Origin of the sequence: Enteractinococcus helveticum, assembly GCF_001657475.1 — a bacterium.
Lineage (GTDB): Bacteria > Actinomycetota > Actinomycetes > Actinomycetales > Micrococcaceae > Yaniella > Yaniella helvetica.
Genome location: NZ_LXEY01000018.1, coordinates 152,209 through 171,859, shown reverse-complemented (window position 1 = coordinate 171,859; position 19,651 = coordinate 152,209). Strand labels below are relative to the sequence as shown.

17 protein-coding genes and 1 pseudogene are annotated in these 19,651 nt (G+C 57.5%); all 18 read right to left on the bottom strand.

Annotated elements, in window-relative coordinates:
• Positions 1–92: 92 nt before the first annotated feature.
• Positions 93–407: an integration host factor, actinobacterial type gene (mihF, locus tag A6F49_RS07845; protein WP_043057946.1), complete on the bottom strand. Its 315-nt coding sequence runs from the start codon at positions 405–407 to the stop codon at positions 93–95.
• Between the two features lie 109 nt (positions 408–516).
• Complete coding sequence (gene pyrF, locus A6F49_RS07840; protein WP_043057945.1) at positions 517–1,359, bottom strand: orotidine-5'-phosphate decarboxylase; 843 nt, start codon at positions 1,357–1,359, stop codon at positions 517–519.
• Positions 1,360–1,365: 6 nt separating this feature from the next.
• The gene (gene carB, locus A6F49_RS07835; protein ID WP_043057944.1) at positions 1,366–4,674 is read right to left on the bottom strand and encodes a carbamoyl-phosphate synthase large subunit; all 3,309 of its coding nucleotides are present in this window, start codon (positions 4,672–4,674) and stop codon (positions 1,366–1,368) included.
• Between the two features lie 20 nt (positions 4,675–4,694).
• The gene (carA, locus tag A6F49_RS07830; protein ID WP_043057943.1) at positions 4,695–5,819 is read right to left on the bottom strand and encodes a glutamine-hydrolyzing carbamoyl-phosphate synthase small subunit; all 1,125 of its coding nucleotides are present in this window, start codon (positions 5,817–5,819) and stop codon (positions 4,695–4,697) included.
• A complete protein-coding gene (locus A6F49_RS07825; protein ID WP_052504872.1) occupies positions 5,816–6,325 on the bottom strand; it encodes a PH-like domain-containing protein in 510 nt (169 codons plus the stop codon). The genes carA and A6F49_RS07825 overlap by 4 nt, the downstream gene beginning before the upstream one ends.
• Positions 6,326–6,341: 16 nt before the next feature.
• Positions 6,342–7,667 (bottom strand): dihydroorotase, encoded by a 1,326-nt coding sequence (locus A6F49_RS07820; RefSeq protein ID WP_043057942.1) that lies wholly within the window; start codon positions 7,665–7,667, stop codon positions 6,342–6,344.
• An 11-nt stretch (positions 7,668–7,678) separates the two neighbouring features.
• Positions 7,679–8,629 carry an aspartate carbamoyltransferase catalytic subunit gene (locus tag A6F49_RS07815; protein WP_043057941.1) on the bottom strand — a complete coding sequence of 317 codons (951 nt, stop codon included), beginning with the start codon at positions 8,627–8,629 and terminating at the stop codon, positions 7,679–7,681.
• Positions 8,629–9,177, bottom strand: a complete 549-nt coding sequence (gene pyrR, locus A6F49_RS07810; RefSeq protein WP_043058020.1) for a bifunctional pyr operon transcriptional regulator/uracil phosphoribosyltransferase PyrR — start codon at positions 9,175–9,177, stop codon at positions 8,629–8,631. The genes A6F49_RS07815 and pyrR overlap by 1 nt, the downstream gene beginning before the upstream one ends.
• A gap of 152 nt (positions 9,178–9,329) precedes the next feature.
• Positions 9,330–9,740 carry a transcription antitermination factor NusB gene (nusB, locus tag A6F49_RS07805; protein ID WP_043058019.1) on the bottom strand — a complete coding sequence of 137 codons (411 nt, stop codon included), beginning with the start codon at positions 9,738–9,740 and terminating at the stop codon, positions 9,330–9,332.
• A 57-nt stretch (positions 9,741–9,797) separates the two neighbouring features.
• Entirely contained in the window at positions 9,798–10,361 is a 564-nt protein-coding gene (efp, locus tag A6F49_RS07800; RefSeq protein WP_043058018.1) for an elongation factor P, read from the bottom strand.
• Between the two features lie 122 nt (positions 10,362–10,483).
• On the bottom strand, positions 10,484–11,608 hold the full coding sequence (gene aroB, locus A6F49_RS07795) for a 3-dehydroquinate synthase (protein ID WP_043058017.1): 1,125 nt from the start codon (positions 11,606–11,608) through the stop codon (positions 10,484–10,486).
• A 51-nt stretch (positions 11,609–11,659) separates the two neighbouring features.
• Positions 11,660–12,109, bottom strand: a pseudogene (locus tag A6F49_RS18415) (shikimate kinase); the annotation flags it as partial.
• Positions 12,110–12,150: 41 nt separating this feature from the next.
• Positions 12,151–13,383, bottom strand: a complete 1,233-nt coding sequence (gene aroC, locus A6F49_RS07790; RefSeq protein ID WP_067605696.1) for a chorismate synthase — start codon at positions 13,381–13,383, stop codon at positions 12,151–12,153.
• A gap of 70 nt (positions 13,384–13,453) precedes the next feature.
• A complete protein-coding gene (locus tag A6F49_RS07785) occupies positions 13,454–14,332 on the bottom strand; it encodes a shikimate dehydrogenase family protein (protein ID WP_043057939.1) in 879 nt (292 codons plus the stop codon).
• 11 nt (positions 14,333–14,343) lie between these two features.
• The gene (mltG, locus tag A6F49_RS07780; RefSeq protein WP_052504871.1) at positions 14,344–15,927 is read right to left on the bottom strand and encodes an endolytic transglycosylase MltG; all 1,584 of its coding nucleotides are present in this window, start codon (positions 15,925–15,927) and stop codon (positions 14,344–14,346) included.
• Positions 15,917–16,438, bottom strand: coding sequence for a Holliday junction resolvase RuvX (ruvX, locus tag A6F49_RS07775; protein ID WP_043057938.1), 522 nt, complete (start codon positions 16,436–16,438; stop codon positions 15,917–15,919). Before ruvX ends, mltG begins: the two co-directional genes overlap by 11 nt.
• Before the next feature lie 36 nt (positions 16,439–16,474).
• A complete protein-coding gene (gene alaS / locus A6F49_RS07770; RefSeq protein WP_043057937.1) occupies positions 16,475–19,162 on the bottom strand; it encodes an alanine--tRNA ligase in 2,688 nt (895 codons plus the stop codon).
• Between the two features lie 71 nt (positions 19,163–19,233).
• Positions 19,234–19,557, bottom strand: coding sequence for a hypothetical protein (locus A6F49_RS07765; protein WP_150119424.1), 324 nt, complete (start codon positions 19,555–19,557; stop codon positions 19,234–19,236).
• Between the last annotated feature and the right edge of the window lie 94 nt (positions 19,558–19,651).

The window sequence follows — 19,651 nt, the reverse complement described above, 5'->3', positions numbered from 1 at the left end:
CTGGGTGGATTGCGCTCTAATGCGATACGTGTAGATTAGCGCAACAACCGGCGATCTCACAAAAGAGACCGCCGATTTATGTGGGATTTTTTCTACCGGCCTAGGGCATCGATGAGTGCGTGACGCTGCCGGTGACCAAGACCGCGCAGACGCCGATTCAAAGAAATCTCGCACTGTTCCATAATGCTTTGGGCACGGATCTCACCAATACCTTTTATGGCGGTGAGAAGGTCGATGGTACGCATCCGGGCGACAGCCTCGTCTGTGTCAGATCGTTCAAAAACCTCTGCCAGTGTCAGCTTTCCATCAGCGAAGTCCGCTTTGACTTTTGCCCGTGTCGTCCTGGCATCGAGCGCTTTTTGTCGAGCGGCTTGACGTTCGGCGGGTGTCAAATCTTTGAGAACCATTGGCTTTGCCCTTTCGTGCCCGTTTCTAGCGTAACGGTGAGGACAGTCGCACCCCAGGAGGTCTGTAACCACCAGGGTGTTTGACCTGTTCTACCTAGTGAAATGTATTCTACTTCACATTGATGTCTTTGCGGGCGTCGTCTATAGCCGACTTAAGGTCCGCTACTTCGGGCCCGTGTTGCAAGATGCCACGTGACGAGTTGACTAGGACGTTCTTCCAAGCCTCGCCGAAGCCCTCCCGCATATCTGCTGCCTGTGCGCCTTGAGCCCCGTACCCTGGTGCAAGAATGGGCGCGTTTGCCCTAACCAGATCAATATTGAGTGCTTTGGCATCGTCTATAACGGTTGCGCCAATGACTAATCCGATGGATCCAAGGCCTGTGACCGTTGCATTATCTTGCGCTGTGGCATCGACAATTCTCTTGGCAACGGAGTCACCTTGGGGACCAAGATGTTGAACAGATGCCCCTTCGGGATTCGAGGTCAAGGCCAGGACGAACACACCCCTGTCATGGGATAAGGCTAGATCGATTGCCGGACGCAACGATTCATAGCCCAAGTATGCCGTCAGGGTCACCGCGTCAGCGGCTAATGCTGACCCGTCAGCAAGCCACGCTTGTGCGTACCCTTCCATGGTGGATCCGATATCGCCGCGTTTGGCGTCGGCGATCGTGAGGATGTTTGCTTCACGTGCCAACTGCAGTGTCTCTTCCAATACCGCGAAGCCCGCCGAGCCGAACCGCTCATAGAGTGCGACCTGTGGTTTCAGGGCAGCGACTCCGGTGGTTTCGGATGCGGCTTCGATGACGATTTTAGAAAAGGTTGCCAGCCCAGCCGGGTCGTCATTGAGACCCCAGGCGTTCAACAACTGGCGGTGTGGGTCGATACCCAAACACAGTGGACCGTGGTGGTCCATGGCTTGGGCAAGACGACTTCCAAATGGCTGTGACATGGCTTCCTACTGCTGGTTCTTGATGACTTCGGCCAAACGGCGATCATGTTCTTGCAAGCTGGTGACGTCCCAGGAGTACTCACGCTGTGCCTGGATGGCCTGCAGCGCGGTACCGACCGCGGCCAAGGTGGTCACCAGTGGCACACCAAGCGAGTTCGCAGCGGCTCGGATCTCGTAACCGTCACCACGGGCGTCAGAACCCGATGGGGTGTTGATCACCAGATCTACGCGACCGTCTTCTAATTGGTCCAGGATCGTTTCACCGGTGGTTTCAACATCACTGGTGATCTTGTCCACGATCTCTGTGGTAATGCCGTTGCGAGCCAGCACATCAGCTGTTCCACCGGTTGACACGAGCTCAAAGCCCATATCAGTCAGACGTTTGGCGTGGGCCACGATGCCACGTTTATCGCGGTTGGCTACCGACACGAACACGCGTCCACCGGTTGGCAAACGGCCGCCAACGGCGTCTTGAGATTTGGCATAGGCGGTGTCGAAGTACTTATCGATGCCCATGACCTCACCGGTCGAACGCATTTCTGGTCCCAGCAGGGAGTCCACAACGCGGCCTTCGGGCGTGCGGAAGCGGGTGAATGGCAAAACGGCTTCTTTGACGGCGATCGGCGCGCCAAGCGGCAGCGACCAGCCGTCGTGGGTGGCCGGCAGATCCCCGGTTTCACGCAGTTGAGCGATGGTAGATCCGACACCAATCTTGGCTGCAGCTTTCGCCAGTGCCACACCGGTGGCTTTCGAAACGAATGGCACGGTCCGAGATGCACGCGGGTTGGCCTCGATGACGTAGAGGATATCAGCGGCCAGCGCGAATTGGATGTTGATCAAACCGCGCACGCCCACGCCCTTGGCGATGGCTTCGGTTGCTTCACGCACCCGGGCCAACACATCGGGTGCCAGTGTGGTTGGGGGCAGGACACACGCGGAGTCACCAGAGTGCACCCCGGCTTCTTCGATGTGTTCCATAATGCCGCCCATGAACAGTTCATGGCCGTCATACAGGGCATCGACGTCGATCTCGATGGCGTCGTCGAGGAACCGGTCAACCAGCACCGGGTGTTCGGCGGTGATTTCTGCCGTGGAGTTTTCAATGTAGGACTCCAGCTGGGCTTCGTCGTAGACGATTTCCATACCGCGGCCGCCCAGCACATAGGATGGACGCACCAGCACCGGGTAGCCGATTTCATCGGCAACGGCCTTGGCATCTTCAAAAGAAACCGCGGTGCCGTTCTTTGGTGCGGTCAGTCCGGCTTCTTGTAGCACCTGGGAGAACAGGCCGCGGTGTTCGGCCAGATCAATGGCTTCCGGTGAGGTACCCAGAATAGTCACGCCAGCATCGGCGAGATCTTGGGCCAGCTTCAACGGCGTCTGCCCACCGAGCTGGACAAAGACTCCTTCGACCGGACCGGTTTGTTCTTCGGCGTGGATGATTTCCAGCACGTCTTCCAGTGTCAAGGGTTCGAAGTACAGACGATCGGACATATCCGAGTCGGTCGAAACCGTTTCCGGGTTACAGTTGACCAATACGGTGTCATAGCCGGCCTGTTGCATGGCCATGGTCGCGTGCACACACGAGTAGTCGAACTCCACACCCTGACCAATGCGGTTTGGTCCCGAGCCCAGGATGATCGCGGTTGGTCGGGTGTGTTCGGTGATTTCGGTTTCGGTGCCGTCGTAGGACGAGTAGTGGTACGGCGCCTGAGCGAGGTGTTCACCGGCGGCAGTGTCAACGGATTTATAGACCGGACGCACGCCCAGCGCGTGGCGGACGCCGCGGACGACGGCCTCGTCCATATGTCGCAGCTGGCCGATTTGTTGATCGGAAAAGCCATGGCGTTTGGCGTGAATCAGCAGGTCTTTGGTCAGTTCATCGCCGTTGCGAATATCGGTGGCCACTTCATTGATCAACACCAACTGATCAATGAACCACGGATCGATCATGGTGATGTCAAAGATCTCCTGTGGGGTCGCTCCCCCAAGCAGTGCACGCTGGATCTGGCCTAGACGCGATGTCGTGGCAGTTTTCGCGGCTTCCAGTAGCTGGGCAACTTCTGCGGCGTCTGGCACGGTGAAATCCAGTTCGGCGTCGTTGGTCTGTTCCAAAGAGCGCAGCGCCTTTTGCAGGGCCTCGGAGAAGTTGCGGCCAAAGGACATGACCTCGCCCACGGCCTTCATGGTCGTGGTCAGGGTGGCATCAGCGGCCGGGAATTTCTCAAACGCAAAGCGCGGGACTTTGACGACCACATAGTCCAGTGCCGGTTCAAACGCGGCGGTTGTGGTGCCGGTGACGTCGTTGAGCACCTCATCCAGGGTGTAGCCCAGCGACAGTTTGGTCGCGATTTTGGCGATAGGGTACCCGGTGGCTTTGGAAGCAAGTGCCGAGGACCGCGAGACGCGGGGGTTCATTTCGATGACGACGATGCGGCCGTCTTCGGGATTGACGGCGAACTGAATGTTACAGCCACCGGTGGCCACGCCGACTTCACGGATGATCTTGATGGAGATGTCGCGCATCTTGGCGAATTCAGTATCCGTTAGGGTCACAGCTGGTGCCACGGTGATGGCATCTCCGGTGTGCACGCCCACCGGGTCGAAGTTTTCGATCGAGCACAATGCGATGACGTTGTCAGCACTGTCGCGCATCATTTCGAATTCGTATTCTTTCCACCCCAGGATGGATTCTTCTAATAAGACTTCGGAGGTTGGAGAGTACTGGATGCCAGCGCCGGCGATGCGGTGCAGGTCGGCTTCGTTATAGGCCATGCCCGAGCCGAGTCCACCCATGGTGAATGATGGGCGCACGACCATTGGGTAGCCCAGTTCCTTGGAGGCTTCCAGGGCCTCATCCATGGAGTGAACAATCACGGAGCGGGCAGATTCGGCACCGCAACGTTCAACAACACCTTTGAACTGTTCGCGGTCTTCGCCCAATTCGATCGCGGCAATGTTGGCGCCGATGAGTTCGACGTCGTATTTTTCTAATACGCCGCGTTCATCCAGTTGGATAGCGGTGTTCAGTGCGGTTTGCCCGCCCAGGGTCGGCAGGATCGCATCGGGGCGCTCGGCTGCGATGATTTTCTCGACGACGTCGGCGGTGATGGGCTCAACGTAGGTTGCATCGGCCATTTCCGGGTCGGTCATGATGGTGGCCGGGTTGGAGTTGACCAGCACCACGCGGATGCCTTCTTCTTTGAGCACCCGGATGGCTTGGGTTCCTGAGTAGTCGAATTCGGCGGCCTGGCCGATCACGATGGGACCGGAGCCGATGACTAATACGGATTTGAGATCTGTGCGTTTTGGCATATCTGGTGTTTCCTAAAGTCTTATTTTCCGGTGGCCATCAGGACTGCGAACGTATCGAAGACCGGGTGTGCTTCGGTTACGGTAATGGCGGTGTTTTCTGGGTAGTACTGCACGGTGACCACCGGCAGCGCCTCGGCGCGTAGCGCTTCGACTGATTGGTCGTTGAGGCTGTACTGGGTCACGGTCACCTCGCCGTAGGTGGCGTTCGGTGCGGTAGCGGTGCCTTGCGGGGCGACGACGGCGTACTGGTGGTTCTGGGAGGTGATGATGCTCTGCCCGGAGGCCACATCATAGACCGGCTGATTGGGACCACGCTGGGCCTGGGCTAGCAATGCGGTGTCATATCCCAGTGCCCGAGCGATAATCTGGTGGCCTAGCCCGATACCCAATAGTGGGGTCTTGGCATCCAGCAGGGCGGTGGCAAGGTCGATTTGTGCGGTGGCTTCTGCTGGGTTACCTGGGCCAGAGGAGAAGACCACGCCGTCAACCTTGGCTGCCACGATATCGTCAGCGGTGGCGCTTGCCGGTAGCACCTTGACGGTGTTGCCACGCTGCACCAGCTGATTGATGGTGGAACGGCGCACGCCCAGGTCGATCAGCGCGACGGTGTGTTGCGGTGTATCGGCGGCGACCTCGTAGGCGGTGCCGGTGGTGACTTCAGCCAGGAGTTGTTCGGTGGCAGGTTGTGACCAGTTCTGGACTTGGGCGACCAGCTCGGCGTCGGCGGCTTGGGCGTCGTCACCGGCAAATATCCCGGCGGCCACTTGCCCGGCGCCAGCGATGCGTCGGGTGAGTGCTCGCGTGTCGATTCCGGCGATGCCGACCACACCGGCGGCGGTGAGATCAGCGTCCAGGTCACGTTCTGACTGCCAGTTGGACCGTATCCGGGCCGGTTCGCGGATGATCACGCCGGCTGGCCAATACGCGTTTGATTCGGCTTCGGCGTCATTGACACCGACGTTACCGATGTGCGGGAAGGTCAAGACCATCAGCGTGTGTGCATTGGCTGGGTTGGTCAGACTGTGCTGATAACCGGTCATGGTGGTGTCAAAGACCAGCTGCCCAAAGACGGTACCGGTTGCTGCATAGGTGGTGCCGGCGTAGATGGTGCCATCTGCCAGGACAAGTTTGGCTGATGCGCTCATGCGGTCTGCCTTCCGTTCGTAAGTTGTTCTAGTGCGGTGAGAAGTTGTTGATGTGCGGTGATGGATTCGATGCGCAGTCCGGTGGTGACTTCGACGTCGCCGAGGTTCCAGGTGATGGCCAGGATTCCGTCTTTTTCAACGAATTTGCCGGCGATGCCCGAAACCGTGGAGACCGTGACGAGGTCTGCGGTGGGGATGAAGATATTGGGTTCACCAGCGCGCAGCAGAGCAACGCCGTCGTGATGCACTTCGATTTGTGCTTCGGCGGGGTTGCCCAGGCGGTGGGCGGTCACGCGTTCTAGGAGTTCTTGGCCCAACACGGTCGAGACATAGGTGCCTTCTACAGCGGTTTGTGGTTGTTTTTCCAACAGTGCTGCAGGAACCTCATGCGGTATAGGGACGTATTGTTGTCGTTTGGTGCGGTTGCGACGTCCGAAGATGATCCCGAGGATCATCAGCACAACAATGGCTGAGGTCAGGGTGACAATAAATGTTGTCTCGTCCAAAACTGGCGCTTCCTTATTAGCTGTGTTGGTACGGTGTGGTCAGCTCGGCCTCGGCAACGACGCGGTGTCCGCGATAGAACACGTCGGTTACTTGTCCGGACAGCTCCATGTCTTTATACGGCGAGTTGGCGGATTTTGAAGCGTGCTGGGCCGGGTTGACCACAAAGGTGTGGCTTGGGTCGTAGATGGCCAGGTTCGCCACTGCGCCCTGTACCAGACTACCGGTGTCTGTGAGTTGGCCCTGGTCGGCATGGCGGTAAATGCGTGCCGGATTGACCGACATCACACGTGCAACCGCATGCCAGTCGAGCAGGCCGGTGTCGATCATGGTGTGCTGAATGACGGGCAGTGCGGTTTCCAGTCCGGTCATGCCCATGGCTGCTACGACCCACTCGCATTGTTTGGTCTCTGCGGTGTGTGGTGCGTGATCGGTGCCAACCGTGTCAATCGTGCCATCGGCCAGGCCTTGGCGCAGCGCGTGGACGTCGGAGTCTTTGCGCAGTGGAGGGTTCACTTTATAGACCGGGTCATAGGTTTTGACGTAGTCCTCGGTGAGTAATAAGTGGTGCGGGGTGACTTCGGCGGTGACGTTGATGCCTTGGGATTTGGCCCAGCGGATCAGCTCAACCGATCCTGCGGTGGAGACGTGGCAAATATGTACACGAGAATTTACGTGCTGGGCCAGCAATACGTCTCGGGCGATGATGGATTCTTCGGCGACGGCGGGCCAGCCTGCCAGGCCGAGCTCCGATGAGAGTGCAGATTCATTCATCTGTGCGCCCTCGGTCAGGCGCGGTTCTTGGGCGTGTTGGGCGATGAATCCGTCGAAGGATTTCACGTATTCCAAGGCTCTGCGCATCAACACGGGATCCCAGACGCACATGCCGTCATCGGAGAACATGGTGACCTTGGCGGCCGAATCGTGCATGGCGGAGATTTCGGCCAGCTGTTCGCCTTTCAGGCCTACGGTTACGGCCCCCACCGGGTAGACGTCGGTCCAGCCAGAAGCGCGACCGAGTCGGTGCACTTGTTCTACGACACCGGCGGTGTCGGCCACCGGGTTGGAGTTGGCCATCGCATGAACGGCGGTGAATCCGCCTTTGGCTGCGGCTCGGGTACCGGTTTCTACGGTTTCGGCGTCGTCGTTGCCGGGCTCGCGGAGGTGGGTGTGCAGGTCTACAAGTCCGGGCAGCACAATCTTGCCGGTAGCGTCGATTACCTCGGCGCCGTCGGTGGCAAGTTGTTGGCCAAGTTGGGCAATGCTGCCGTTGGCGTCAATGGCCACGTCGGTCTGCACGCCGTCGGGGGTGGTGCCACCGGTAATCACATAGGTATGAGTCATTAATTGGCCTTTCATTGCCCTAGTTGGCCTGCCAGGAGCAGGTAGAGGACTGCCATGCGCACAGAGACGCCATTGGCAACTTGTTCAAGTGCGGTGTTTTGTGCTGAATCGGCGGCTGCCGCGGAAATCTCTAACCCGCGGTTCATGGGCCCCGGGTGCATGATCAGCGTGTCGGTTCCGGCAATGGTCTGATACCGGTCGTTGGTCAGCCCCCAGCCGCGAGTGTATTCGGCTGGTGAGGGGAAAAAGGCTCCGGCCATGCGCTCGGCTTGAACGCGCAACATCATGACGGCGTCGACACGTTGTGCCAGCAGAGCATCGAGGTCGTAGTTGACGTCAACCGGCCAGGTGTTGACACCCACCGGCATGAGGGTCGGTGGCCCGGACAATGAGACTTTGGCCCCCAGGGTGTGCAGTAACCACACATTTGAACGCGCCACCCGGGAGTGCAGGATGTCGCCGACGATCACCACGTGCAGGCCGTTGAGGTCTTTGCCGGTGGCTTCGGTACCATACAGACGGTTGCGTAGGGTGAACGCATCCAGCAGCGCTTGGGTTGGGTGTTCGTGGGTGCCATCGCCGGCGTTAATGACCGCCGATGATGACCAACCGAAATTCGCGAGCTGTTGGGCGGCGCCGGAGGCCCAGTGGCGCATAACGATCGCATCGCCACCGATGGCTTCAAGGGTTTGGACGGTATCCTTCAGGGACTCCCCCTTGGACACCGATGAGGTTTTGACCGCGAAGTTCAATACGTCAGCCGACAGGCGCTTGGCTGCGGCTTCAAAGGAGGTGCGGGTGCGGGTTGAGTCTTCAAAGAACAGGTTGACGACGGTCTGGCCGCGAAGGGTCGGGAGCTTTTTGATGGAGCGATCCGAGACCGTGGCCATTTCCTGGGCGGTGTCGAGGATTGCTAGCGCGTTGTCATAGGACAAGTCTCTGGTTGCCAGTAGGTGTCGCATTAGTCCATCACATCCACGATTTGTACTTGGTCAGTGGTGTAGTAGTCTTCGTCGCCGTCAATTTCGGCCAGATGGACCCGGACGTGTTCGGATGACGCCGTTGGTAGGTTCTTGCCCACATAGTCGGCACGTAAGGGCAGCTGGCGATGCCCTCGGTCAACCAAGACCGCTAGGCGCACGGTGTGTGGCCGCCCGATGGCAGACAGTGCATCCAGGGCTGCGCGGATGGTGCGTCCGGAATACAGGACGTCGTCTACGAGTACGACCACGGCGTCATCAACACCGGCTGGCGGGATGATGGTGGATGCGGGTACTCGCGATCCGGCGCGGGCCAGATCGTCCCGGTAGAGGGTGATGTCGAGTTGCCCGCTGCGTTCTTCGATGATGAAGGCTGGGTCAATTTCTGCCAGTTTGGCCGCCAGGCGATTGGCCAGCGGGACACCGCGGCGTGGGATGCCTAAAATGAGCAGGTTCTCAACGCCGCGGTTGCCCTCGAGGATCTCGTGGGCGATGCGGGTGAGGACCCGATTTATATCCGATTCGGACATCACGGTGCGTGCTTTGCGCACGGGTTCTTGCACCACGATTGTCTCCTTTCCCGCCTCACAGGACGGATTTTAAAGGATCTGCGGGTATGTGGTGTTCCCGTCAGTTTCACTGGATGTAACTGTAGCACCGGTGTGCGTCACATCCATGATGTTTACAGGAACAACGTGGGTTTGAGGTCTTGTAAGCGTCCAAGAACACCATTGACATAGCCCGGGGAGTCATCGTTGGAATACTCCCGAGCCATATTGACTGCTTCGTTGACCGCTGCGGCGTCGGGCATTTCGTCGTTGAACAACAGTTCCCAGGCGCCCAACCGCAGTATGGACTTGTCCATGGCTAGCATGCGTTCCATGGTCCAACCGTGGGCGTACTGTGCCAGCAGTTCGTCGATCTGCTCCTGGTGGGTAATTACCCCGTCAATGATTTGTGCCGTATACGGGTTGATTGTTTGGTCGGTGAATTCGCGTCGACGTTGCAGCGCCGACAGCGGTGTGGTGTTTCGATGTTCGGCTTCGAACAGGATTTCAAGGGCACGACGTCGGGCCCGTCCTCGGGAACCGATCTTACGTGGCTGGTCTTTTGCGTTCTTTGTCAATGTAGTTATACTCCGCGCCAATGATTACTCAGTGGCCCGGCCCTGGTATTCACCATTCTTGGTGTCCACGCGGACTTTTGTGCCTTCATCGACAAATAGTGGAACCTGAATTTCCAGGCCGGTTTCGACCGTTGCTGGTTTGGTACCGCCCGAGGAGCGATCCCCCTGCAGACCCGGTTCGGTATAGGTGACTTCCAGTACCACGGTTGGTGGCAGCTCTAAGTACAGTGGCGCGCCATCAGACATCGCAATCTGGGCGTTTTCGTTTTCCAGCAGGAAGTTCGCAGCGTCGCCCACCACGGATGATGGGACCATGATCTGGTCAAAGGTCTTCAGGTCCATGAACACGAAGTCATCGCCGTCACGGTAGAGGTACTGGTATTCGGAGCGATCCACGGTTGCAAATTCCAGCTTGGCGCCAGCGTTCCAGGTCTTGTCCACGATCTTGTTGGAGGTCAGGTTTTTGATTTTGGTGCGCACAAAAGCACCACCTTTACCGGGCTTGACGTGCTGGAATTCCTGTACCTGCCAGAGTTGGCCGTCGACGACGACGACGGAACCGTTTCTAATATCGTTACTGGTGAGCATGACCATGGTGGTGATTTCTCCGTATAAGTCTTGAAAGTCGGGTATCTATTCTGGCAGATTGTAGGCAGGTTCGCAGAACCCGGCCTTCTCTAGTGTAGACGACCGGGGAAATTTTCGAGTGGTTACTCGGCGATCTCCTGGTATGCGGCAAACAGCAAGGATTCATCGGGCACATCGTAGATGACTGGTTTGCCTTGATCTTCGAGGATCACAAAGCGCAGCTGTTCGCCGCGGTTTTTCTTGTCACGACGAATCCCATCCAATAGGGTCGCCCAGCGGTCTCCTACATAGCTGGTTGGCAGACCGATGCCCTCGAGGATGCTGCGATGGCGGTCCACTGTAGCATCATCGAGGCGGCCGACCGAGCGTGCAAGTTCTGCGGCAAAGACCATGCCGACGGCGACGGCTGCGCCGTGACGGTACTGGTAGCGTTCCGCCAATTCGATCGCGTGACCCAGCGTGTGCCCGTAGTTGAGCATCTGACGCAGGTTGGATTCTTTGAGGTCTTGGCTTACGACATCGGCTTTGACCTGGATAGCGCGTTCGATGAGTTCACGCAATACCGGCGCGTGCGGGTTGGAAACCTGCGAGATGTTGTCTTCGATCAGGTCCAAGATCGTCGCATCGGCGATGAAACCGCATTTCACGACTTCAGCCAGTCCGGAGATGACCTCGTTTTTTGGCAGGGTCAACAGTGTATCGAGATCAGCTAGTACGCCAGCCGGTGGGTGGAATGCGCCCACCAGGTTTTTGCCCTCGGCGGTGTTAATACCAGTTTTTCCTCCGACGGAAGCGTCCACCATGCCCAACAGGGTGGTGGGCATGTGCACGACGCGCACGCCACGCAACCAGGTTGCGGCAACGAATCCTGCAAGGTCGGAGACTGCTCCCCCACCGACGGAGACAATGGCATCTGAGCGAGTGAAGTCACTTTGTCCCAGGACTTGCCAGCAGAAGGAGGCAACTTCGATGTGTTTGCCTTCTTCTGAATCCGGGATTTCCACCAGGATCGCATTGAAACCGGCCTCATCCAGCGATGACTTCACAACGTCCCCGGTCGCGCGCAGCGCACGCGGCAGGATGATGGCCACCCGGTGGGTTTGAGGCCCGAGAATGTCTGGAAGCTGGGTCAGCAGGCCGCGGCCAATAACGACGTCGTAACCGCCGTTGACTTCGTTTGCTGAGCCGCCAGCGACCTTGATGATCGTGGGCTGTTCAGTGGTGGCGCTTGTAGTGTTTTCGGTCATAACTGCGGTCGAATCCCTTGACAAAAATGATTGATATCCTTGGACGATCTTAGTCGCCACAGCGTCAACGTCCAGTCCAGTGGTATCCACCACTTGATGTGCTGACTGGGTGAAGTAGTCGAGCCGTTCGGCCCGGATCCGCGACCAATTACCTGCTGCATCGCCTGCCAACACGGGCCGATCACTGGCATCGCCGAGCCGATTGAGTGCTTTTGATTCGCTGACGTCGAGGAATACAACGTAACCACGCTCACGGATAATTTCGCGGTTAGCCAGCCGAATGATGGCTCCCCCGCCCAATGAAATGACGCCTAGATCATCGCGGGCAAGGGCTTGGGCAATGACCTGCTGTTCGTTGTCACGAAATGTTGTTTCACCGTGGGCTGTAAAGAACTGGCCGATGTGGCCGTGTTCGGCCACAAACAGATCATCAGTATCTACATAGTTGGCTTCAAGGCGCTGTGCAAGGTGTCTGCCCACGGTGGTTTTACCCGATCCCATGGGTCCGATCAGGATGATCGGAAGGCTAGGTGCTGGCATGGTTATAGCGGGTCACCCAGGTGATCATCGACGGCGTCATCCGAGGTTGGTTCGGGCAAACGAGCAATATTTGCAATGAAGCTGTCCATGTTGCGTTTGGTTTCGGCAACGGAGTCGCCACCAAATTTCTCGAGCACTTCACCGGCGATCACCAGTGCCACCATGGCCTCGGCGACGACACCAGAGGCTGGGACCGCCGTGACATCGGAACGCTGGTGGTGGGCCTTCGTGGCCTGTCCGGTTGCGACATCAACTGTCTGAAGCGCACGCGGCACGGTAGCAATCGGTTTCATGGCCACGCGCACACGGATGGGTTCTCCGGTAGACATGCCGGCTTCAATCCCACCGGCGCGGTGGGTGGTGCGGGCAACTGAGCCATCAGGGTTGCGCACAATTTCATCATGGGCATCTGAACCAACCCGGGTGGCAATGTCGAAACCATCGCCGACCTCAACACCCTTCATGGCTTGGATGCCCATCAGCGCGCCAGCCAGTTTTGAATCCAGACGACGATCCCAGTGGATGTGGGAGCCCAGTCCAACCGGTGCATTGTGTACGAGAACTTCGACCACTCCGCCCAGGGTTTCTCCAGATTTCTTGGTCACATCGACAACTTCGACCATCTTGGCCGAGACCTCTGGATCAATGCAGCGCAGTGGATCGGCGTCCAGTGATTCGACGTCTTCGGCGGTGGGAAATTCATAGCCGTCTGGTATGGCTACCTCTCCCATACGCACGGTGTGCGACACGGTGGTAATCCCCAGCTGAGCTAAGAAGTGCTGGGCTACCCGACCCAGGGCCACACGAGTTGCTGTTTCGCGGGCCGAGGCGCGCTCCAGCAGTGGGCGGGCTTCATCGAAGCCGTATTTTTGCATGCCGGCCATATCGGCGTGGCCCGGGCGAGGGCGGGTGAGTTTGGCGTTGCGGGCCAGGCCCTCAAGTTCTGCAGGATCAACGGGATCAGGGTTCATTACCTTTTCCCACTTTGGCCATTCGGTGTTGGCGATGTGGATGGCAATGGGCGAGCCGAGGGTCACACCGTGACGAACACCACCGATGATGGTGACTTCGTCTTTTTCAAATTTCATTCGCGCTCCGCGGCCGTATCCTAAACGGCGCCGCATAAGGGCTTCTTGGATATCGGCGGTTGTGTTTTCAATCCCCGCCGGTAGGCCTTCAATAATTCCTACGAGTCCGGAGCCGTGCGACTCCCCTGCTGTTAACCAACGCATCATAGGCCCGATTCTTTCATGCTCTGCGCAGTTGCGCTTGCTTCATGTCGATGTTTGTCAGTGCGGTTGCACATTAGCTCACGTCAAGAGCTAGTGCTGCCGCCATGTGTTGTGTTGCGGTATCCCAGTCAATAGTTTCTGGGTTGACAACCACTTTTTGGGTAAATAATTTGGCTTGCTCCACGCCCTGATACAGCAGCATGTCGAGTCCAGATGCCACCCGTGCACCGGTTGTTTGCCAGGCCGCGGCCAACGCCGTGGGCCAGGGATCATAGATCACATCAAGCAGCGGTGGCAGCCCTGCCGATGGTAGTTCAGTGGCCAGCGCATCTGCCGCGTGCGCCGGCAAAGTGGCCACGACGGCCGCATGGTGGACCACTTGCTGGACGAAGGTCTCTAACCGTTCGACCCGAGCTTCCAGCCCAAAGTGCTCAGCGACCTCGAGCGCATCTTGGGCCCGTTGTGGGTTGCGCACATACAGCACAACTTGCGTCAGACCCATATCTGCTGCAGCCGCCACAGCCGCCGTGGCTGTGCCGCCGGCTCCAAGGATACCCATTGAGCCGCCAGCAGCACTGGTGAACCCGGCCTGGGCTAATGCCAGCCGGACGCCGTCGACGTCCGTGTTGTAGCCGTAAGCTGCACCGTGTTCATCAAATACCACGGTGTTGAGCACACCAAGGCGTTGCACTCGAGTCGAGAGGTGATCCATGTGGGGTACCAGAACGGCTTTGAGGGGCATCGTCACGGAAAATCCCGCAAGACGACGTCGTGAACCGAAACGTTGGTCCAGTGAAGCGAAAAATTCCGCTGCCTGGTTCACTGCCACCTCGAACCGGTCGTAATCGATGGGTGCTTGCAAGTACTGGTAGGCAGCTTGGTGCATCGCTGGGGACTTGGAATGCGCAATTGGTGAGCCGAGCACGGCTGCGTGATATGTCTGATCAGTCATGTGTCCTCTGGCTATCCACGACCACAGATCTCAACGTTATCGTCACAGTAGGCCCGATATTCTTCCTGGTACTCCTGGTGCTGCGCGTAGGTTGAGGAGAACTTCGTTTCACCAGTCTCAATATTGGTGGTGATCCAGTAGTAGTAATCCGAATCCTGAGGGGCTGCCGCGGCGTCGAGTGCTGCGATTGAAGGTGCACCAATCGGTCCCGGTGGCAATCCGCGGTGGGCGTAGGTGTTGTACTCATTGGATGCGTCGTGGCGGTCTTCGGCAGTAAATTGTAGCTGCCGCACGCCCATACCGTAGATAACGGTGGCATCGATTTGTAAGAATCCTGCAGTTTCTGGATTGGACTGATCCAGACGGTTTTCAATGATGCCGGCCACCGTGGCGTAATCTTCAGGCCGTGCTTCGGCCTCGACGATTGATGCAACTGTTACGAGCCGGTGCTGTTCGGCTCCTTCAGTCACGCCTAAGCGATCGAATTCTTCCATGGTCGGTTCGATCATGATTTCTAAGATTTCTTGGATGGAGGCGCCCAGCGGGAAATGGTACTCCCCGACCGCAATATACCCCTCCAGGGTGGAGGCTTCTGCGGGAACATCGAAGTTGGCTGGATCTGCTGCCTCTTCAATTTCTTCGACGCTGTAGTCAGTTCGCTCGGCAATGTGTGCGAAGACATCATCAATCCGGTGGCCGGAGTTGACGTGAACATAGTTCATGCCCGGAATCCCAACCCCCAGTAACACTTCGGCTGCATCTCGGGCCGGCATCTCATAGCGCAGGGTATATTCACCGGGTTGGATTTGTGCTGTGGTGTCGGTTGCTTCGACCGCGTCACGGAATGCTCGGGTGGAGGCTACGATGTTTTCTTCCACCAGGCGATTGCCGATGACGATGGGGCCTTCGCCCGGGTTGACCTCAAAGGCGATTTCTTCGCCACCTGGGCCAGGGAAGTCTTTATTATTCCAACCCACCAGTTGGCCTACCCCAATGCCGACGATCGCAAGAAGACCCAAAAACACCCCAAAGCTGGTGAGCATGATGATGGTCCGGCGACGTTTACGAGTTTTCCGTGTCTTCACTTCTTCCTCGTCGATCTCCGGCAACTGCATACCGTCACCAACCAGCATGTAACCTAGCGGGTTGTCATCGGCCGTCTTCTCACCGGGCTGTTCTTCGATGTCAGGGTCGACATTACCGGAAAGTTCGGGATATGCGCGGGTATCTTCGGGAAGTTGTGGCAGTGCCGTTGGAGCATTGTCGTAACGGATGGAGTCATAGAAAAGCCTCTCAGGCTCTTCTGCTGACTGAGCTGGGGAGTAATTGACCGGACGACTGGGGGCATCTTGGAGACCGCCAGGGCCGTCAGCAGCTAACGGTTGCGGACGAAACTCCGCTTCAGCTTCGGACGTTTCAGCTTCAGACAGTGACGCTTCGGCTTCTGGGAGGTGCTCCTCTGAATACTCCTGGGTGACCGTGAGCTCGCCTGTCATCTGCCGGGCTTCGTGCCGCGCACGTTCATATTCCCGACGCTCTCGGCGGGAACGGAACTGTGGTTCGGAAGATTCTTCTGGCAGATTGTTATCCGTCAACTTCACCCTCCTCGTCTAGGCTGACTAGGACGCCGGTGTTAACCCCGGTATTTTTCTCCAGCACCATGGCATGTTCCAGAATGGCCACGGCGGCAAGCTGATCGATCACAGAACGCTGATTACGCGATGACACACCGGCCTGGCGAAGTTGCTGTGTCGCACTCACCGTAGACAGCCGTTCATCAATGAGCCGAACCTGGGTGGACAGTTCTGCTTCAGCAAGCATCTTTGCCAGCTGTTGGGCAAAAGTATGAGCGTCCTGAGTCGACGCAGTCTTTTGGCCCTTCAGGTTAATTGGATCCCCGACGTAGACGCGAACAGCATTTCGTTGAATCGCTTCATCAACGATTGCATGCAGGTCACGAAAATTCTTGGGGTCTCTCGTCAATGTGGCCACCGGGCTGGCCATAATGCCAGCCGGATCGGTTGCCGCAAGGCCCACACGGGCACGTCCGACATCCACTCCCAGACGAGAGCCTCTTACCGGCTCATTGTCGCGTGTATCTGTCATTGAATAGTTCTAATCAGCGTTTCGTTGTCGGTTTCGTTATGCAGTTTCCACTGCCTGGCGAAGTGCTGTCAGCGCCTCGGTAATCTTGGCAGCATCCTGTCCCCCGCCTTGAGCAAGGTCTGGCTTGCCACCGCCGCCACCACCTAAGACTTGTGATGCAGCCTTGACTAGGTTACCTGCTTTCAGTCCCAGATCCTGTGCACTTTCATTGACCGCAATGACCACCAGTGGGCGATTATTTGCCACACCAATTAATGCCACGACAATGTTCTGATGACCCGCCTTGGCCAGGCGATCGCGTAGATCCATCACCGTGGCGCGTAGGTCATCGGCACTGGAAACCTCGCCCAGATTCTGGGCAAGCAAGGTCACGTTTCCAACGGTTTCTGCCTCATCCACAAGTTTTGCTGCTTGTGCAAGCATTTGTTGTGCACGAAGTGCTGCAAGCTCTTTTTCTAGCTCGCGCAGACGGGTCAGGGTTTGCTCAACGCGGCCCGGGATTTCAGCTGTCGGTGCTTTCAGCATGGAAGACAGCTGATTGACCAGCGTCCGTTCGGCAGCGAAGTGTTCGAAAGCATCGAGTCCAACCAGCGCTTCGACTCGTCGGTTCCCTGAGCCCACTGACTGCTCAGTGAGCAGCGCCAGTGTGCCGATCTCGGCCGTGGCTGAAACGTGGGTGCCACCACACAGCTCACGCGACCAGGCACCATCGATTTCGACAACCCGAACGCGGTCGCCATACTTTTCTCCGAACAGGCTCATAGCCCCCATGTCTTTAGCTTCTTGCAAGCTAGTTTCCACGGTGTAGACCGGGAAGTTATCCCGGATAGCAATGTTGGAAAGTTCTTCAACTTCACGACGTGCGGCATCGGACAACGCATCTTGCCACCGGAAGTCAAAGCGCAGGTAGCCCTCTTTATTGAACGAGCCGGCCTGCACGGCTTCCGGTCCGAGAATCTGGTGCAGTGCCGCATGAACGATGTGCGTCGCGGAGTGAGCTTTCTGGGCGTCCAAACGTCGCTGCAGATTAATCGCTGCCACGGCTTCTGCCCCCAGTGCTGCTTCGCCCTCACGAATAATGCCCTGGTGAACCGACAGGCCTTTGATAGGTGACTGGACATCGGTGATCTCGATGACAAAGCCGTCACCGGTGATCAATCCAGAATCCGCGGCTTGGCCGCCGGCTTCGGCATAAAACGGTGTCGCGTCCAGTACCAATTCGATGTGTTGGCCTTGTTCAGCAACTGGTGCCTGCTGACCGTTAACCAACAGGGAGCGAATTCGCGATTGTGTGGTGTGCTCGGTGTATCCGGTAAATACCGTGTCTTCACCGGCGTGGGCTTCATAGTACAGGCTGGTGTCAGCGTGACCCGTTTTCTTGGACTTAGCATCCTTCCGGGCCCGTTCGCGTTGTTCCTGCATCAGTTCCATGAACTTGTCTTGGTCAACGGCAACCCCGACTTCTTCAGCCATTTCCAGCGTGAGGTCAATGGGAAAACCGTAAGTGTCATGCAGTTCAAACGCCGCATCCCCAGACAGTGGGGTTCCGGCGTCGCGTGCTTGTGCAACGGAGGATTCTAACCGCGTGGTACCGGCTGCGATCGTACGCAGGAACGCGCGTTCTTCGGCATAGGCAATGCGTGAGATCCGTTCGAAGTCTTCGGCGACTTCTGGATACGAGCCGCGCATGGCATCACGCGAGATCGGCAGTAATTCGGGCAGCACTGCAGTGTTCACGCCCATCAAGCGCATCGCGCGAACGGCGCGACGAATCAAACGGCGCAAGACGTAGCCGCCGCCTTCGTTGCCCGGGATGACGCCGTCGCTGATGAGCATCAGAGCTGAACGTACGTGGTCGGCGATGTAGCGCAGCCGCATATCGTTAGCAAATTGTGGATCTTTAGGATCTTCGGTCGATGTATAGCTGACGCCAGCAAGTTCTGCTGCACGGTCCAGAACAGGACGAACCTGGTCAGTCTCGTACATGTTTTCGACGTCCTGCAGGATCATGGCCAAACGTTCCATACCCAAACCGGTATCGATATTCTTATTGGCCAATTCGCCCACAATATTGAAGTCTGCTTGGCTGCGCACCTCACCCAGTTGGTACTGCATGAACACGAGGTTCCAGATCTCTAGGTAGCGAGTGTCATCGACTGCAGGGCCGCCCTCGGAACCGTATTCGGGGCCACGATCGTAGTAGATTTCGGAACATGGGCCGCCTGGACCGGGTTGGCCGGTGTGCCAGTAGTTATCTTCATTGCCCATGCGTTGAATTCGTTCGGCGGGGATTTTGACGACGTCGCGCCAGATTTCATAGGCTTCATCATCTTCTTGGTACACGGTGACCCAGAGACGCTCGGGATCCAGACCGTAGCCGCCGTCCTCTTGCGAGGTGGTGAGCAGTTCCCAGGCCATGGTGATGGCGTCGTGTTTGAAGTAGTCCCCAAAGGAGAAGTTGCCCGCCATTTGGAAAAACGTACCGTGACGAGCGGTTTTGCCCACTTCTTCAATATCAGCGGTACGAATACATTTCTGGACTGAGACCGCACGCTGATACGGAGGGGTCTGCTGGCCAAGGAAGTATGGGATGAACGGGACCATGCCGGCGACGGTGAACAGCAGCGATGGATCTGGGGAGACCAACGACGCCGAGGGAACTACGGTGTGAGCTTTCTTTTCAAAGAACGCAGTCCAGCGGCGGGCAATTTCATGAGTTTGCATAACTGTTTTCCATCACGAGCTAGAAACCGGTGACGCTACCGGTTTGATTGAATAGTTCTTAGAGTTAGGGATTACTCGGCCCGTACCGAGGCTACATTCGTTACTTCGCCTTGCAGTGGCTCAACCCCGTTGAGGTTTTCGACAATCGGTGGGGCGGGTTCTGCTTTGTTCAGCGCGGGGATTTGGTCTCGTACGGTGGTGAAGAACGCTTTGGTGGATTCCACGATAATTTGGGCGGCGCCTTCACCGATGCTGCGTCCGATATTTTCCGGTGCCAGCGAGGTGCGTAGGGCTTCTTCTGCCCGGATGGCGGCTTCGTCTCGGCCCTTAGATAATTTCGAGTGACCGTACCACCCGAGTGCCGCTCCGACTCCCACAAGTAAAACTCGTTTCACAACCGCAGTCCCTTTCTGATTCTGGATCGTCCCTACTCTACCAATCTGGTAAGCCTATTAGATTTTGAAGACATGATTTGTAGGGAAACAACTC

What these genes read in the sequence shown, in the direction of transcription:
- A6F49_RS07820 (WP_043057942.1), bottom strand. Translation starts at nt 7,667, where the DNA reads ATGACTCATACCTATGTGATTACCGGTGGCACCACCCCCGACGGCGTG.
- efp (WP_043058018.1), bottom strand. Translation starts at nt 10,361, where the DNA reads ATGCTCACCAGTAACGATATTAGAAACGGTTCCGTCGTCGTCGTCGAC.
- alaS (WP_043057937.1), bottom strand. Translation starts at nt 19,162, where the DNA reads ATGCAAACTCATGAAATTGCCCGCCGCTGGACTGCGTTCTTTGAAAAG.
- A6F49_RS07815 (WP_043057941.1), bottom strand. Translation starts at nt 8,629, where the DNA reads ATGCGACACCTACTGGCAACCAGAGACTTGTCCTATGACAACGCGCTA.
- pyrR (WP_043058020.1), bottom strand. Translation starts at nt 9,177, where the DNA reads ATGTCCGAATCGGATATAAATCGGGTCCTCACCCGCATCGCCCACGAG.
- carB (WP_043057944.1), bottom strand. Translation starts at nt 4,674, where the DNA reads ATGCCAAAACGCACAGATCTCAAATCCGTATTAGTCATCGGCTCCGGT.
- A6F49_RS07785 (WP_043057939.1), bottom strand. Translation starts at nt 14,332, where the DNA reads ATGACTGATCAGACATATCACGCAGCCGTGCTCGGCTCACCAATTGCG.
- mihF (WP_043057946.1), bottom strand. Translation starts at nt 407, where the DNA reads ATGGTTCTCAAAGATTTGACACCCGCCGAACGTCAAGCCGCTCGACAA.
- ruvX (WP_043057938.1), bottom strand. Translation starts at nt 16,438, where the DNA reads ATGACAGATACACGCGACAATGAGCCGGTAAGAGGCTCTCGTCTGGGA.
- aroB (WP_043058017.1), bottom strand. Translation starts at nt 11,608, where the DNA reads ATGACCGAAAACACTACAAGCGCCACCACTGAACAGCCCACGATCATC.
- aroC (WP_067605696.1), bottom strand. Translation starts at nt 13,383, where the DNA reads ATGATGCGTTGGTTAACAGCAGGGGAGTCGCACGGCTCCGGACTCGTA.
- pyrF (WP_043057945.1), bottom strand. Translation starts at nt 1,359, where the DNA reads ATGTCACAGCCATTTGGAAGTCGTCTTGCCCAAGCCATGGACCACCAC.
- carA (WP_043057943.1), bottom strand. Translation starts at nt 5,819, where the DNA reads ATGAGCGCATCAGCCAAACTTGTCCTGGCAGATGGCACCATCTACGCC.